This is a genomic window from Metallibacterium sp., from assembly GCF_054637675.1.
Window position 1 is genome coordinate 68,718 of the sequence record NZ_JBTSRB010000009.1, and the last position, 15,790, is coordinate 84,507.

The following is a 15,790-nucleotide window of genomic DNA, read 5'->3' on the forward strand; positions in this document are numbered from 1 at the left end:
TGCACGCCCGCCTGCGCGGCGCGGATGTCGCCGTCCGCGCCGCGGTACTCGACGGTGACGCCGTCCACCAGCAGCCGGTGCATGGCGTGGTTGCGCTCGATCAGCGAGGCGCATCGAGGCGCAGCAGCTTGCGCTGCGCGTCCGCCAGCGCCTCGGCCGGGAGTTCGGGATTGAGCCGCGTCAGCGCATCACGCAGGCGACCTTCCAGGATCACATCGCGATAGCCGGGATCGCTGCGCTCCGCCTCGGGCATGCCACAGGCGAGATCGGGGCCGTACTTCACCTGCCCGCCGAGGCCGCGCAGCCAGTGCAGCGCGGTGTTCTCGACATCGGCTTCGCTGAGGCCGCGGGTCATGGTGCGGTCCAGTGACTGACGGGCTGGGCGAGGAAGTCTTCCAGCGCGATGCCGTCGCCGCCCACCAGCAGGCTGCGCCGCGGCTTGAATGCCGCCGCAAACGCCGCGCTGCCGGCATGCCGTGTCGGTGCGCGCCCGCTCTTGACCTCGATGGCGATCAGTCGGCGCCCCGTGGTCACCACGAAATCCACCTCCTGGTTGCGCTCGCGCCAGTAGTACAGCGCGACGTCACCCTCCGCCGCGGCATTGGCCAGATGCGCGCCCACCGCCGATTCCACCAACCGTCCCCAGAACTCGGAATCGGCGCGCGCCTCGGCCAAGGATAGTCCCGAAGTCGCGGTCAGCAGCGCGGTGTTGAACACCTGCAGCTTGGGGCTGGAGCCGCGCTGGCGCGCCACATCGCCGGCGTACTTCTGCAAGCCGCAGACCATGCCGGCGCCCGCCAGAAGGTCGAGGTAATGCGCCAGCGTGGTGGCGTTGCCGGCGTCCTGCAGCTGCCCCAGCATCTTGGTGTACGACAGGATCTGTCCGGAGTAGCGGCAGGCCAGCTCGAACAGGCGCCGCAGCAGCGCCGGCTTGTCCACGCGGCTGAGCAGCAGCACGTCGCGCGCGATCGAGGTTTCGATCAGGCTGTCGGACACGTAACGCGCCCAGCGCCGCGGCTGCCGGATCAGGGGCGCCGCGCCCGGATAGCCGCCATAGAAAAGATACTGATCCAGCGACCATCCAAACGCCGCGCGCATCTCGGCATACGACCAGTGCGGCAGGTGCAGCAGCTCGAAACGCCCGGCCAGGCTCTCGGTCAGGCCCTGCGCGATCAGCAGCGACGCCGAGCCCAGCAGTACCACGCGCAGCGGACGTCGCTTGCGCGTGTCCTCATCCCACAGGCGCTTGACCGTCTCCGACCAGCCGGGGATCTTCTGGATCTCGTCCAGTACCAGCACCGCGCCGGGCTTGCCGGAATCGGCGGCGAGTAGTCGCGCCGCGTCCCACTGCTGGGCGATCCATGCCGGGCCGCGCAGCGTCGGCTCGTCGGCGCTGGCAAAACGATGTGCCAGCCCCTCATCCTCGACGACCGCCTGCACCAGCGTGGTCTTGCCGACCTGACGCGGTCCCGCCACCACCTGCAGGAACCGGCGCGGTTCCGCGAGACGCTCGGCGAGCGTGGCGGCTTGCGGGCGCTGATAGGCCATCGACGAATTACTCAATGTGTTGAGTAATTTTACTCACGATGCCGAGCAATGCAACGCGGCTGATCGCAAGGTTGGGCTGCGGCTGATTGCAAGCCTGGGCGCGGCCGATTGGATCGGCCACGGGCAGACGGCACGACTCAAGATTCAGGCCGCCTCGCTCAGCGACTCGCTGATGCGCACACGCATCCAGCCCAGCAGCACGAGATTGCGGATGGTGCTGGCCAGCGCCCGCTTCTTTTCGTCGCTGTTCCAGGACTTCTTCCAGTCGAGGATGTAGTCGTAGAGCTGCCGCTCATCCAGCTCGCGGGTGGGCTGCGCCTGCTTGAGCTCGCGGCTCGCGTACAGCACCGTCATGACCTCCTCGGCCTGCGCGGTGCTCTTGATGCGACTGAACAGATCCACGGCCTTGGCAACCTTCTTCTGGTGCAAGCGGATGTGCTCCGCGAACTTGGCGCGGTCTTTTTCATACTGGGCGCCGACGCACAACGCCAGCATGCGGCCCAACGGCTGCTCGCTGACCCAGTTGCGATTGGCGAAGTCGTGCAGCGCCAGCTTGACGTCGTCCGAAAACGGGGCGTAGCTGCCCTTGTCGAACACGAACCCGGTCGGCACCCCCATCTCGGTGACGACATAGCAGATCTTCTGGAATATCGTGCGGCCAACAGCGCTCGCATAGGGCTGCGCCTGCAGATCACGCAGCACCTCCAATGGCGCTCGCAGCGGCGCTGGTAGTCCTCGAACATCGCGGGAAAGCGCTGCTTGAACGCCGCCGCCACGCCCTTGCCCATCACGCCGACGCAGTTGACCGTGTTCACCAGCGCCTGCGCCTGGCTTTCGAACAAGTCGCCGATCAGCACCTTGAGCATGGACGCCTCTCCGCCAGCGGAAATAAGCGCCGAATTGGAGCGAATTGGAGCGAAATGGGGTGGCTAACACTCACGCAAATCATTGATGTCGCAGCCTCCGGTAGGCCCCGCGCCCGTGACTGCGGGGCTCGATCAACTCCAAATGTAAAAGGCAGTCAGCCGAGCGGATTGCCGATCAAGGCCACTGCTGCGCGCCATGCAGGAAGTGCAGCACCTCGATGCGTTTCGCCTTGGGCCGCACGCGGTAGACGAGTATGAACGAGGTGCGGCCGATCACCCACTCGCGCGTGCCATCGACCCGGCCAGGACGCCCCATGCCGGGGTTCTGGCTCAGCAGATCCGTCTGCATCTCGATCTCATCCAGTTGGCCCAGTGCGGCGCGCGGGTTGTCCTGGGCGATGAAGTCGATCGCGGCGGATCGCGCGGCACGGGCACGTGCCAACCAGCGCAACGGCAGACGCGTCACGCGCGTTCGCGCTCGATGCGTGCTTGCAGCGCTGCGCGCTGCTGCACCATGTCGCGCTGGACGTCCTCGTGGGGCACCCAGCGGGTCGTCGGGTTGTCGGCCTCATGGATCGCCTGCTCGACCTGCGCGCGAAACCACGCATCATGTTCCGCGGCCTGATGCACAGCCTTGAGCGCCGCCGCGCGATCGGGCCGGCGACGACGGAGCAGGTCAGAGGGCGCGTAGTTGGCGGTGTCCACCTCGAACGCCGCGATGCCGACCGTCCGCAATTCACGGGCGGCACTGTCGATGCTGGCGAACAAGCGTGGCGCGCCCGTCTTGGCGGCCAGGGTGCGCTCGTGCATGCCGTAGCGGGCGAGCACGGCAAAGCCGCCGGTCTGGCCAACCAGCGTCACGCGTCGTACCGTGCCGGCATCCACCAGCTCGCGCAGGGTGGCCAGCTTCACCGTGGCCAGATGGGAAGGCATGTCGGTATCCCGATTAACTATTAATAGGCTTCATCATCGCGCCGTTGGGGCGCCGCCGCAACCATTCGCCAGGCAAGCGAAGCGGACATAACACCCGTTGCGCGAAGTCGGTTTTCGCTGCGAAAACTTCAGGACTACACCCCAAACTCAGACCGTGGAAATAGTTGAGCGCACGTTCTTCGGCACGCGCCCGCTGGGCGTGGCTCATGCCATGGCCTCGACGACGGCCTCATGGAACATGATGAAGCTCCGCGACCGATTCTGTTGCGGATCGATCCGCGCACCCAGAGCACGTGCTGTCTCCAATTTGCGCAGACCCGTCTGGAAGTAACCGCATTGCTTCAGGACGCGCTCGAAAGCCTCCCACGTGCACAAGCGAGCGATCGGACCACGCCGCAGCCCATGCGAGTTGACGATGCCGCGCTCACAGCGGCTCCGCGCCTTCGTTGAGCACGGCCAGATAGCGGTCGTAGGCAAACACGCGGTCGCGCTTGCGGCCGGTGAGCTCGCGCACGATGCCCAGCGCGGCCAGTGCCTCGATGGCGCGGGCCACGGTGGGATAGCTCACCGTGGTGCGGCGGCTGAGGTCGTTGATGGAGGCGATGGGCCGCGCGCGCAGCGCGTCGAACACGCGCAAGGTGTTGGCGGCGGCACGACCGCGGCCGCGCGCTTTCGCGGCATCGTCGGCAAACAGGGCCAGCAGCCGGTGCGCGGTGTCCACGGCACCCGCCGCGGTTTGCGCCACGCCTTCGAGGAAAAAGTCCACCCAGGCTTCCCAGTCGCCGTCGCGGCGCACGGCATCGAGCTGGCGGTAGTACTCGGCGCGGTGCTGCTTGAAGTACAGGCTCAGGTACAGCAGCGGCTGCGCGAGCACGCCGGCATCGGCCAGCATCAGCGCGATCAGCAGGCGCCCGACGCGACCGTTGCCATCGAGAAAAGGATGGATGGTTTCAAATTGCACATGCGCCAGCGCGGCCTTGACGAGGATGGGCAGGCCATCGGCCTCGGCGTGGATGAAGCGCTCCAGCGTCGCCATGCACTCGGCGATGCGCGGCACCGGCGGCGGCACGTAATGGGCGTTGCCGGGGCGCGTGCCACCGATCCAGTTTTGCGAGCGGCGGAATTCGCCCGGCAGCTTGTCGGCGCCGCGCCCGCGCGCGAGCAGCTTGCCGTGCACCTCGCGCAACAGGCGATTGGACAGCGGAAAGCCTTCGCGCAGACGCGCCAGGCCGTGCTCCAGCGCGGCGACGTAATTGGACACCTCCACCACGTCATCGAAGGGCACCCCCGGCGCCTCGTCGAGCTCGAACAGCAGCAGATCGGTCAGCGACGATTGCGTGCCCTCGATCTGCGAGGACAGCACGGCCTCGCGGCGCACGTAGGCGTACAAAAACAGATCGGGCTCGGGCAGCAGGGCGGTAACGGCATCGAGGCGCCCGCAGGCCAGCAAGGCCTGTTCAAGCTGGCGCTGACGCGTGCCGGCCAGGTCCAGCGGCGGCACCGGTGGCAGGGCAGCGGGCACGAACGCGCGCACGGTCTCGCCGGCCGTGGCGGTGACTTCGTAACGTCCGGTCGATCCTCGCTGCATCGCGTTGCCTGTTCGCGCAGCCGTTAATAACGGCGCGCCCTGTTAAAACAAACGCCAGTCTACGTTAATAAGCTAGTCCCCAGTGAAGCCCAACGCGGTCAGGTTGGCGGCGATGGCGGCATCGAGCCGGGCCGCCTCGGCCTGCTGCTCGCGCAATTGTGCGGCGAGCTATGCCATCGCGGGCGCTTGGCGCTGGCGCGTCCTGCTGCGCCGCGAGCCTCCCGCCCAAGGGGCCATATCCCCTTGGGATGCCGCGTTGTGGACCGCGATAGGCTCCGGCATGTACCCGCATCGTGGCGCAGGGAGCGGCCTGCTCACGCTCGGCTGGCGCTGGCTGCTGCGCACGCGCGCCCAATCCGTGCAAACACGGTCGCCAACGCAGACGATGGCCAGTCTGTTGGGCGACCCGTTTACCCCACAGCCGTTGTGGCTGCATGGTTTGGCGTGGGCCTGGGGGCTGGCGCTGCTCGCGGCGTTGATCACGTTGGCCGCCCTCCGGCATTGGACAGCAGCCGCTGCATTGCTGGTGCTCGTGCCATTGACGTTGGCCGTGCTCATCAGCGCCCTACGCGGTACCCGGCCCTTGGCGCGCGTGTTGACACGCAGCGGCGGCGATCAGGCCGAACTGGCGCTCCTGCCCGGATTCGGTGATGTCGTGCACATACGCCACACCCTGCTGCGGGTGGTGCTGTGGCCGACGCTGCAACGCGCGACGGCCGTTGCATCGATCGCGATCATGGCCTGTGCCATTGCCGGCGCGCCGGCCAGACTGCTGGCGCTGCTGGCAGCATGGAGCGCACTTGCCATCTGCGCCGGTCTGGCGAGTTTGTTGCTCATGCTCTCGCAGCCCATGGTGTGGAATCCGCGTCTGATGGCGCCGTGGCGCAGAATCGCGCTGGCCATTGCATGGCTATTGGCACTGATCGTTCTGATCTCATCCAGCGTTGCCTTGCTCGCCAGTGATTCCGACGCCTCAACGCCGGTTTTGCATGCCTGGCTTTTCATCGCGGTCTGGATGACGAGTTTGGCGGCGTTGATGTTTTGGGCGCTGCGCGCTTGGCGCCGATTGCACCAATTGCCGCATCCCTTCGTGCAAGACTGAGCCACGGCACATGACACCTGTCACTTTCGCCGCAGGGCCAATACAAGGGAATCTTTGCCAACTGCCGCGGTCTGCTTGTGCAGCGCGCCTCTATGCGCACGGCGTGCGCATGTTCGCCACCAGGGTGAAGGCACAGGGAGAGAGCGCCATTCAAACAGCTTGCCTGCATCGTCGCATTGCGTTCCGCCATGACCGGATGCGCTCGCAATGGGCGCTGCGCACAGTGCCTGCACCGGTTTGCCGCAACCACCGCCACAAGGAGTCGTCATGAGCAGCAGCAACGCATCGCCACTCGCCACCCTGGGCAACATCTTCGTCGATCCGGCCAAGGCCTACGACGACATCCGCGGCCACAACCGTTGGCTGTGGTGGCCGTTGATCCTGATGATCATCGCCGGAATCGCGGTAAGCATCGTGTTTTTCAGCCATGCCGATACCGCAGCCATGTTCGCGCAGCAGATGGCGGCCAGCCATGCGCAATTGACGCCGGAACAAATGCAGGCCGCAGCCAAGTTTCAGACGCCTGCGTTTCTGATTGGAACCAGTGTCGGTGCGGCCATTTTCGGCACGATCATCATGTACCTGATCATCGCGCTGTATTACATGCTGATCGGCAAGCTGGCGGGCTGGAACGAGCAGCGCTACTCGAGCTGGTTCAGCTTTGCGGTGTGGAGCAGCTTTCCGACCGTTCTGGTGCCGCTGATCTCGATCGCGGTATTCCTGATGCGTGGTCATGCGGCGACGAGTTTCCAAGACATCGACGTGCTCAGTTTCAATGCGCTGTTGCTGCACCTGCCCATGACCAGCAAGTGGTACGGCCTGGTTTCGCAGGTCACTCCATTCACGATCTGGGTCATCGCGCTGTCGATCTTCGGCATGGCGCGCTGGACCAAGCGCGGCGCGGGACATGCGGCACTGGTGGTGCTGGCGCCACTGGTGATTTTTTACGGCCTGATGGCCGCCTTCAAGGTGCTCTTCTGACATGACCGGCAAACGCAAGGGACTGATCGCGGCGGGCATCCTCGCCGCCGGCGTGATCCTGGTGCTGATCGGCGTCGCGGGACACCGCGACGCCGGCCCCAAGGTCGAGGTGAGCAAGGTCGAGCCGCGCCTGGTACGCAGCTCGATCCTCGCCGGCGGGGTGATGAATTACCTCGACCCGGTGGAGCTGAAGCCGCAGGTGATCGGGCGCATCATCGCGATCCCGGTCAAGGAGGGCCAGCGCGTGACCGCGGGCGAGGTGGTATTGCGTCTCGACCCGCGCGTGTACGAGGCCGCCGTGCAGCAGTCCCAGGCCAGTGTGCAGCAGGCGCAGACGGCGATCGAAAGCCAGCGCCTGACCATGGTCAACCTCGAGCAGCAGGTGGCGCGGCAGCGCGCGTTGTTCAAGCGCGGTCTGGTGGATGCCAACAGTTTCGACAACCTGCGGAACACGCTGGCCATCGCGCGCGTGCAATTGCAGTCGCAGCGCGAGTCGCTGAGCATCGCGCAGGCGCAGCTCAGCCAGGCGCAGGAAACGCTGGCCAAGACGGTGATCCGCACGCCGATCAACGGCGTGGTCACGCGCCTGCCGGTGAAGGTGGGCGAGACGGTGATCGCCGGCACCAACATCCCCGGCTCGACGCTGATGAGCATCGCCGATCCGGCCGAGATCATCGCCGACGTGCAGGTGGACGAAGCCGACATCGCGCACGTCAAGCTGGGCGTCGAGGCCGACCTGCACGCGGTGTCGTTTCCGCACGCCAAGCTGGTCGGCAAGGTGATTTTCATCGCCTCCTCGGTCACGCAAACTTTGAGTACCGCCACGGCGGGACGCAACTTCGAGGTCAAGATCGCGCTGCAGGGCAAGGACTTGCCGCATATCCTGCCGGGCATGAGCTGCCGCGCGGAAATCTTCACGCGCAGCGCACCCAACGCGCTGGCGGTGCCCATTCAAGCCGTGCTGTACGAGAACAAGCCCGGCGCCAAGAGTCTGGATGCCGACAGCGGCGCCTATGTGTTCGTGATGAAAAACGGCAAGGTACAGAAGGCACCGGTGACCACGGGTTTGTCCAGCGACACCTGGCAGGCGATCAGCAAGGGTTTGCAAGCCGGCGAACAGGTGGTCAGCGGCCCCTACCAGACCTTGCACGCATTGAGCGCGGGCGAGGCGGTGCAGATCGAGAAGCCCAAGCCCGCGGCGACCAAGCCGAAGGATTCCAACAGCGTCACCATCAGCGCGTCATGAGCGCCCTGCCCGCCACGGACATGGCGCCGCTGCTGCAACTGCGCGGCATCAACAAGCGCTACCGCATGGGGGATACCGTTGTGCACGCGTTGCAGGATGTGGATCTCGGCATCGCGCGCAACGAATACGTGGCCTTCATCGGGCCATCGGGTTCGGGCAAGACCACGCTGATGAACATCGTCGGCTGTCTGGACCGGCCCAGCGCCGGCACCTATTTTCTCAACGGCAAGAACGTCGAGGAACTGGACGACACGCAACTGGCGCGCATCCGCAATCGCGAGATCGGTTTCGTGTTCCAGAACTTCAACCTGCTCGGCCGCGCCGATGCCTTGCACAACGTGATGCAGCCGCTGGTGTATCGCGGCACGCCGCTGCGCGAGCGGCGCCGCATGGCCAGCGCAGCGCTGGACCGCGTGGGCCTGGGCAACCGCCTCGATCACCTGCCCAACCAGCTCTCCGGCGGCCAGCGCCAGCGCGTGGCGATCGCGCGCGCGCTGGTCGGCGAGCCGTCGATCCTGCTGGCTGATGAGCCCACCGGCAATCTCGATTCCAGCACCGCGCGCGAGATCATGGCCATGTTCGCGGCGCTGCATGACGCCGGCAACACCATCGTGCTGGTGACCCACGACGCCGAGGTCGCCGCGCACGCGCATCGCACCGTGGCGCTGCGCGATGGTTGCGTGATCAGCGATACGCGCCGCGCCGCGCCGGGCGCGACATGACACGCTGGCTGGAAGCGCTGCGCGCGGCCTGGGGCGCGATCCGCGCGCACCTGCTGCGCGCCGCGCTGACCGTGCTAGGCATGGTCATCGGCGTGGCCGCGGTGATCGCGGTGGTGGCGCTGTTGCAGGGCTTCGGGCAGATGATCACCAACCAGTTCCGCAGCCTCGGCGCCAATGGCCTGGTCATCGTCGCGTACCTGCCCGAGAAAGCCGCGCTGGCGGGCAAGAACGCGCGCATCACGCCCGAGGACTTGATCGCCATCCGCCAGCAGGTGCGCGGCATCCGTGACGTGGTGCCACTGCTGCCGCTGGCGCAGCTCAGCGGCAGCGTGCGCTACCGCGACCACAGCAGCAGCACCAGCATCACCGGCACCACCGCGAACTATGCCGTCGGCGGCAGTCACTATCCGGTGCAGGGCCGCTTCGTCGTGCCCGGCGACGATCGCACGCGCCGACCGGTGGCGGTCATCGGCCAGAGCGTGATCCAGAATCTGCACCTGCCCGCGCAACCCGAGGGTCACTTCATCGAGATGGATGGCACCTGGTTCAAGGTCGTGGGCGTGCTCAACAAGCTGGGCACGCTGCTGGGCGTGGTCGATCAGGACAACCAGATCATCATCCCCTATACCACTGCGGTCAGCCTCAGCGGCAATGTGACCGCGCCCAACATCATGATCCAGTTGCAGGCCGATCGCGCCAGCGAGATACGGTTCATCGAAACCGGGATCACGCGCGTATTGCGCCGCCAGCATCATTTGCAGCCGGGTGCGGCCGACGACTTCAAGATCCAGTCGGCCGCCGAGTTGATCAAGACGCTGACCAAGATCTTCGACGACATCAGCCTGATCGTGGGCGGCATCGTCGGCATCGCGCTGCTGGTCGGCGGCGTCGGCATCATGAACGTGCTGCTGGTGTCGGTGACCGAGCGCACGCGCGAGATCGGCATCCAGAAATCGCTGGGCGCCACGCGCGGCGATATCCTGCTGCAATTCCTGCTCGAAGCCGTGCTGCTGTCGCTGCTGGGCGGACTGATCGGGCTGGGCCTGGGCTGGGGACTGGCCACGCTGGTGGCGCATCTGGTGCCGGCGCTGGCAGGCGCGGTGGTGCCGACCTGGATCATCGTGCTGGCGCTGGGCTTCACCGCCGCGGTCGGTCTGATCTTCGGCATCGCGCCGGCGGCCAAGGCCGCGGCGCTGGATCCCATCGACGCGCTGCGCTACGAGTAAACGCCATGTATCTGCTCACCGAAAGCCTGCGTTCGGCCCTGATCGCGATCCGCGCCAACAAGCTGCGCAGCGTGTTGACCACGCTGGGCATCGTCATTGGCGTGGCCGCGGTGGTGGCGGTGATCGCGCTGCTGCAAGGCTTCAGCCAGGCCCTCAACAACCAGTTCAGCGGTTTGGGCAGCAATACGCTGATCGTGCAGTCCTACCTGCCGCTGCAGGAACAGCTTGCCGGCAAGGTGGCCAAGGTCACGCCCAGCGATATGCGCGCGATCGCGGCGCAAGTGCCGGGTATCGCCGGTATCTCACCGATACTGCCGCTCAACGCCAGGGTCACGCGCCAAGGACAAAGCACTCTCTCGTCGGTGCTGGGCAGCACCCCGGTGCTGGCCGAATCGTTTGGCTACTGGCCCAGCCGCGGGCGCTTCATCACGCGCGAGGACGATTTGCGCAACCGGCGCGTGGCGGTGATCGGCGCCAGTGTGCTCGAGCATCTGCACATGCATGGTGATCCGGTCGGCGAATACATCCAGATCGGCTCCACTTGGTTTCGCATCGTCGGCGAGCAGCACAAGCTTGGCTCGATGTTCGGCCAGGACCGCGACAACCAGATCATCATCCCCTATGGCGCCGCGCTGGCGCTCAACGGCACGCCCGCGCTACCGAACATCGCCATCGAGATCAAACTCGCCCCCGGCGCCAATCTTGACGCCGTGCGTGGCCGCATCGAAACCCTGTTGCGCCGCCTGCACCACCTCAAGCCTGGCGCAGCCGACAACTTCAAGGTGGGCACCGCTGCGCAACTGATGGCCAGCTTCAATGCCATCCTCGGCAATATCACGCTGATCGCCAGCGCCATCGTCGGCATCTCGCTGCTGGTCGGCGGCATCGGCATCATGAACATCATGCTGGTGTCGGTGACCGAGCGCACGCGCGAGATCGGCATCCTGAAAAGTCTCGGCGCCACGCGCAGCGACATCCTGCTGCAGTTCCTCATCGAGGCGGCAACATTGTCGCTGCTGGGCGGGCTGATCGGGCTGATCCTGGGCTACGGCGTCGGCTTGCTGGTACTGCATTTCGTGCCGGCCTTCGGCGGCGCCAGCGTGCCGATTTGGGCGGCGTTTCTGGCGATCGGTTTCTCCGCGGCCGTCGGCGTGGTGTTCGGCATCGCGCCGGCCGCGCGCGCGGCCAGCCTCGATCCGATCGTGGCGCTCAGCTACGGTTGATCGGCCACAGCCACCGGCGCCGCAGCTTGCATGGCGCGCGCGCGGCGCATCAGCAGCGGGTAGTAGGTGAAGTAGTAGGCAAACACCAGGCCGCGCAGCAGCGAGCTGACCGGGTTGAGCACGTACTCGGCCATCTCGCGCTGCATGACCATGGCATGCGCGGGATCGTAGGCCGACGCATTCATCAGGCCCAGGTGCTGCATCAGCCAGAAACGATAGATCAGACGCAGCACGTACAGCGCCAGGATCGCCGGGCCGATATACACATGCCCGCGCAGCTTCAGGGCGCCATCGTGCCAGCGCAGGTGCGTCAGGCGCGCGGCCCATATGCCCAATACCGCGCCGCAAGCCACACCCGCCACGAGGTACACCGCGGCCAGGATCAATGCGGAACCCGCATGCACCAACGCGGCGTGCGAAAGATTCCAGTCATCGAACAGCAGCAAGGCCAGCACCACGGCCAATACCACCAGCCGGCGGCGCATGGTCTTCTCGGAATAAGCCTGCTCGCCGATCAGGTTGCGTCCACGCCGGTACAAGCGGAACAACACCAGCCCCGCGACGATGGCGATGATGAGATAGGTGCCGCTGTGCATCGCACGCTCCGATCCGTGGCCTCACATCCACATCATTGTGCGGAGGCCGCGCGCGGCATCACAAGTGATAAACGCATACGGTTGTTTTACAGCGCCTCATCGCCGTGCTGGCGCATGGGCGCGGCGCGCGCGGATAATCGCGCTCCCCTCATCGCGTGTCCTCATGGAACTTACCCCCGGCCAACGCTGGATTTCTTCCGCCGAACCCGAACTCGGCCTGGCCACCGTGCTGCGCGTGGATGCGCGCAGCGTGCAGATGCTGTTCGCCAGGAGCGGCGTGCTGCGCCAGTACGCGCGCGAAAGCGCGCCATTCCTGCGCGCCGAGTTTCGCGTCGGCCAACGCATCGCCGGCAAGGGCCGCAACCTGGTGATCGAACGCGTGGAGATACGCGACGGCCTGCTGGTGTATTCCGGCGACGGCATGGAAATGCACGAGGGCGAACTCGACGACGAACAACCGGTGTCGCAAGCCGACGAGCGCCTGATGGCCGGACGCGTGGATGCGCCGCGCGTCTTCACGCTGCGTCTCGAAGCCCTGCAACGCCGCCAGCATGCGCGCGCCAGCGCCTGCTGGGGCCTGGCCAGCGCGCGCATTGCCGCGTTGCCGCACCAGTTGCGCGTGGCCGAGGCGGCCGACGCGCGTCTCGCGCCACGCCTGCTGCTGGCGGATGAGGCCGGCCTCGGCAAGACCATCGAAGCTGGCATGATCGTGGCGCGACTGCTGGCCAGCGGACGCGGCGCGCGCGTGCTGGTGCTGCTGCCAGAAACCCTGCTGTCGCAGTGGTTCGTCGAGCTGCTGCGGCGCTTCAACCTGAGCTTCGCGCTGTACGACGAGGAGCGCTGCGAAGCCATTGAATCCGCCGGCGATGCGCGCAATCCGTTCGCGGACGAGCAGCATGTCCTCGCCTCGCTGGCCTGGCTGGAGGCGCATCCGCAGCGCCAGGAGCAACTGCTCGCGGCCGGCTGGGACATGCTGGTGGTCGATGAGGCGCACCACCTCGAATGGAAGCCGACGCAGGTCAGCGCGCGCTACGCGCTGGTCGAGCGCCTCGCCGCGGTCACGCCCGGCCTGCTGCTGCTCACCGCCACGCCCGAGCAATTGGGCCGCGAGGGCCACTTCGCGCGCCTGCGCCTGCTCGATCCGGCGCGCTACGCCAGCCTCGATGCCTGGCTCGCCGAAACCGCCGGCTACCCGGCGCGCTCGGCGCTGGCGCTGCGCCTCGAAGCCGGCGCCGAACTCAGCGCCGCGCAGCGCGCCGAGCTGGCCACGCTGTTCGCTGCCGAACCCGAGCTGCTCGCCGCGTTGCATGCCTACCCTGGGGCGCGGGCCACGCCGCGTCTGCTCGACGCACTGATCGATCGCCACGGCACCGGCCGCGTGATGTTTCGTCATCGCCGCGCCAGCATCGGCGGCTTCGCGCCGCGCCAGCCGCGACTCGTACTGGTCGCGGCCGGCGACGACGACGACGCGCGCCAGCACCTGTTCGCCGAATTCAGCGCCGACACGCAGCAGCCGTCCGCGGCACTGGAGTTCGACTACACGCGCGATGCGCGCCTCGACTGGTTGCTGCAACTGCTTGAGTCGCATCCCAGCGAAAAATTCCTGCTGCTGTGCCACAGCGAGGCCAAGGTGCTGGCGCTGGAAACCGCGCTGCGCCTGCGCAGCGGCATCGGCGTGGCGCGCTTCCATGAAAGCCTCGGGCTGCTGCAGCGCGACCGCGCCGCGGCGTGGTTCGCCGCGCCCGATGGCGCGCGCCTGCTGCTGTGCTCCGAGATTGGCTCGGAGGGTCGCAACTTCCAGTTCGCGCACCACCTCGTGCTGTGGGATCTGCCGCTGGATCCGGACTTGCTCGAGCAGCGTATCGGTCGGCTCGATCGCATCGGCCAGGCCCATGCCATCCAGATTCATCACCACGCGTTGCACGGCAGCGCCCAGCACGCACTGGCGCGCTGGTACGACGAAGGCTGCGACGCATTTCGCAGCAGCCCCGCCGATGGCCGCGCGCTGCTGCGCCGCTTCGGCGCGCCGCTGCGCGAACTTGCGCTGGCGCATGCGCGTGGCGCCGAGGACGCCGATCAGGAACTCGATGTGCTGGTCGCCGAGACGCGCGCCGCGCACGTTGAATTGTGCGCCGCCATCGAGCACGGGCGCGATCGTCTGCTCGAACTTGCCGCGCAGCGCGCCGCGCCCGCGCAGGCCTTGCTGCACGCGTTGCAAACCGAGGACGCCGATACCGCGCAAGCCGATTTCGCGCTGCGCCTGCTCGAACAATACGGCGTGCATCACGATGCATTCGAGGACGGCAGCGTGCTGCTCGATCCCGAATACCTGACCACCGATGCCCTGCCCGAGCTCAAGGACGGCCCACTGCGCGCCACGTTCCAGCGTGACGTCGCGCTGGCGCGCGAGGAACTGGCGCTGCTGCGCCTGGATCATCCGTTGCTGCAGGGCGCGCTCGATCTGCTGCTGGGCAGTGAGCTGGGCAACGCCAGTTTCCTGGTCGACGACACCCTGCCCGCGCGCAGCGCCGTGCTGCAAGCGGTGTTCGTGCTCGAATGCGTGGCCGAACGCGCGCTCGATGTCGATCGTTTCCTGCCGCCGACACCGCTGGCGATCAGCATCGACAGCAAGCTGGCCGAACGCGACGCCTTCGCGCCGGCTGACAACGCGTTGCGCCGTGCCAGCGAAAAGCCTCTGGACCCCGCACGCTACCGCAAGTTTCTCGGCCGTCTGGTGCCGCCGATGCTGGAGCGCGCGCAGCAGCTCGTCCGCGCGCAGGCCGATGGGCTGGTTGCTGAAGCGCGTGCGCGCATGAGTGCCAGTCTCGATGCCGAGATCACGCGACTGGAAGCCCTGCGCCAGATCAATCCGTCGGTGCGCGCGGATGAACTGGACGGCCTGCGCGCGCAGCGCGACGCGCTCGCCACCGCGCTGAACGGCACGCGCCTGCGCCTGGACGCCGTACGCTTCGTGGTCAGTCTGGATTTTCTGACCTTGAAGTAGGCGCGCGTGGCGCGCTGACGGCTTGGACGCTGGCCGTAGTGGCTTGAGTATGCGTGAACGGTCGTTCTTGCTCTGCGCTTGGCAGGGCTCCCTTTTTCCGTGCGGCTGCCGCCGCGCGGGCTACTTTCCTCTTGCGGAAAGTAACCAAAGCCGTCGCGCGACGGCCCGCGCTCCGCTGCGCGGGGTGACTAGCGTCGCGCATCCTGCGCTGGGCAAGTCATGCGGTCCTCGGCTCCTGCCTCGGGCGCTCGACGCCGCGCGACCTGCCACTGGCGGGTCGCCAGCGCGCGACGTCTCGTCCTGCGCTGCTCGGCACTGACCAACGCTACGAAGATCAGAGGCAACGGAAACAGCGCGAGCAGAGCAAGCATGCTTTTGCTCTTGACCTTCATCCCCCTTCGGCAGCAGCGGGAGTGCGCGGGACAAGCGCGAAGTGTGAGCGCGCGGGGCAAGGCAGCGCCAGCTGCCGGACGCCCGCGACACGATGTTGCGGGCCGCACGATCCGGCCAGTGCCGGATGCGCAGGCCGAGATCGCACTCACGCGCCGCAGGCGGCCAAAGATGGCTATCGGCGCGCCCCGCGCAGGCACGCGCACCCGCGCAGCGGCGCTGCTGTCGGGGTCGGCTTTTTTTGGTTTCTTTCTTTGCCGAGCACTGCGTCGCAGGAGCGGCGCGAACCGCGTAGCGGGCCCCGCAGGGGCGGAGGGCAGGATGCCCGAAGTAAAGAAAGGAACCCGCGCGGCGGCAGCCGGGCG

Annotated in this window: 16 protein-coding genes; 8 read left to right on the plus strand and 8 right to left on the minus strand. The window is 66.9% G+C overall.

Annotation, left to right across the window (positions count from 1 at the left end; translation table 11 throughout):
- Positions 1–100: 100 nt before the first annotated feature.
- The 4 genes from ACYDAT_RS05080 to ACYDAT_RS05095 form a co-directional block, all read right to left on the minus strand.
- Complete coding sequence (locus tag ACYDAT_RS05080) at positions 101–355, minus strand: hypothetical protein (RefSeq protein WP_461448784.1); 255 nt, start codon at positions 353–355, stop codon at positions 101–103.
- A complete protein-coding gene (locus ACYDAT_RS05085) occupies positions 352–1,548 on the minus strand; it encodes an ATP-binding protein (protein ID WP_461448786.1) in 1,197 nt (398 codons plus the stop codon). The genes ACYDAT_RS05080 and ACYDAT_RS05085 overlap by 4 nt, the downstream gene beginning before the upstream one ends.
- Before the next feature lie 144 nt (positions 1,549–1,692).
- Positions 1,693–1,902 carry a hypothetical protein gene (locus tag ACYDAT_RS05090; protein ID WP_461448788.1) on the minus strand — a complete coding sequence of 70 codons (210 nt, stop codon included), beginning with the start codon at positions 1,900–1,902 and terminating at the stop codon, positions 1,693–1,695.
- On the minus strand, positions 1,899–2,336 hold the full coding sequence (locus ACYDAT_RS05095) for a hypothetical protein (protein WP_461448808.1): 438 nt from the start codon (positions 2,334–2,336) through the stop codon (positions 1,899–1,901). The genes ACYDAT_RS05090 and ACYDAT_RS05095 overlap by 4 nt, the downstream gene beginning before the upstream one ends.
- Here ACYDAT_RS05095 and ACYDAT_RS05100 point away from each other — a divergent pair.
- Positions 2,308–2,481, plus strand: a complete 174-nt coding sequence (locus tag ACYDAT_RS05100) for a hypothetical protein (RefSeq protein WP_461448810.1) — start codon at positions 2,308–2,310, stop codon at positions 2,479–2,481. The genes ACYDAT_RS05095 and ACYDAT_RS05100 overlap by 29 nt on opposite strands.
- Positions 2,482–2,589: 108 nt before the next feature.
- Here ACYDAT_RS05100 and ACYDAT_RS05105 read toward each other — a convergent pair whose 3' ends face one another.
- The 3 genes from ACYDAT_RS05105 to ACYDAT_RS05115 form a co-directional block, all read right to left on the minus strand.
- Positions 2,590–2,880, minus strand: coding sequence for a type II toxin-antitoxin system RelE/ParE family toxin (locus ACYDAT_RS05105; RefSeq protein ID WP_461448790.1), 291 nt, complete (start codon positions 2,878–2,880; stop codon positions 2,590–2,592).
- Positions 2,877–3,347 (minus strand): hypothetical protein, encoded by a 471-nt coding sequence (locus tag ACYDAT_RS05110; protein WP_461448792.1) that lies wholly within the window; start codon positions 3,345–3,347, stop codon positions 2,877–2,879. Before ACYDAT_RS05110 ends, ACYDAT_RS05105 begins: the two co-directional genes overlap by 4 nt.
- 424 nt (positions 3,348–3,771) lie before the next feature.
- Complete coding sequence (locus tag ACYDAT_RS05115; protein WP_461448794.1) at positions 3,772–4,935, minus strand: Fic family protein; 1,164 nt, start codon at positions 4,933–4,935, stop codon at positions 3,772–3,774.
- 103 nt (positions 4,936–5,038) lie between these two features.
- On the opposite strand from ACYDAT_RS05115, the gene ACYDAT_RS05120 reads away from it, so the two are divergent.
- The 6 genes from ACYDAT_RS05120 (at position 5,039) to ACYDAT_RS05145 (ending at position 11,435) form a co-directional block, all read left to right on the plus strand.
- Positions 5,039–6,037, plus strand: a complete 999-nt coding sequence (locus tag ACYDAT_RS05120; RefSeq protein WP_461448796.1) for a hypothetical protein — start codon at positions 5,039–5,041, stop codon at positions 6,035–6,037.
- A 267-nt stretch (positions 6,038–6,304) separates the two neighbouring features.
- Positions 6,305–7,018 carry a Yip1 family protein gene (locus ACYDAT_RS05125; RefSeq protein ID WP_461448798.1) on the plus strand — a complete coding sequence of 238 codons (714 nt, stop codon included), beginning with the start codon at positions 6,305–6,307 and terminating at the stop codon, positions 7,016–7,018.
- 1 nt (position 7,019) lies between these two features.
- Positions 7,020–8,264 carry an efflux RND transporter periplasmic adaptor subunit gene (locus ACYDAT_RS05130; RefSeq protein ID WP_461448800.1) on the plus strand — a complete coding sequence of 415 codons (1,245 nt, stop codon included), beginning with the start codon at positions 7,020–7,022 and terminating at the stop codon, positions 8,262–8,264.
- Positions 8,261–8,986, plus strand: coding sequence for an ABC transporter ATP-binding protein (locus ACYDAT_RS05135; protein ID WP_461439742.1), 726 nt, complete (start codon positions 8,261–8,263; stop codon positions 8,984–8,986). Before ACYDAT_RS05130 ends, ACYDAT_RS05135 begins: the two co-directional genes overlap by 4 nt.
- Positions 8,983–10,212 carry an ABC transporter permease gene (locus tag ACYDAT_RS05140; RefSeq protein WP_461439741.1) on the plus strand — a complete coding sequence of 410 codons (1,230 nt, stop codon included), beginning with the start codon at positions 8,983–8,985 and terminating at the stop codon, positions 10,210–10,212. Before ACYDAT_RS05135 ends, ACYDAT_RS05140 begins: the two co-directional genes overlap by 4 nt.
- Before the next feature lie 5 nt (positions 10,213–10,217).
- Positions 10,218–11,435: an ABC transporter permease gene (locus ACYDAT_RS05145; RefSeq protein ID WP_461448802.1), complete on the plus strand. Its 1,218-nt coding sequence runs from the start codon at positions 10,218–10,220 to the stop codon at positions 11,433–11,435.
- On the opposite strand, the gene ACYDAT_RS05150 is transcribed toward ACYDAT_RS05145, so the two are convergent.
- Positions 11,426–12,031, minus strand: a complete 606-nt coding sequence (locus tag ACYDAT_RS05150; protein ID WP_461439739.1) for a hypothetical protein — start codon at positions 12,029–12,031, stop codon at positions 11,426–11,428. The two genes, ACYDAT_RS05145 and ACYDAT_RS05150, sit on opposite strands and share 10 nt — an antisense overlap.
- Positions 12,032–12,194: 163 nt before the next feature.
- On the opposite strand from ACYDAT_RS05150, the gene rapA reads away from it, so the two are divergent.
- A complete protein-coding gene (gene rapA / locus ACYDAT_RS05155; RefSeq protein ID WP_461448804.1) occupies positions 12,195–15,035 on the plus strand; it encodes an RNA polymerase-associated protein RapA in 2,841 nt (946 codons plus the stop codon).
- Positions 15,036–15,790: the final 755 nt, after the last annotated feature.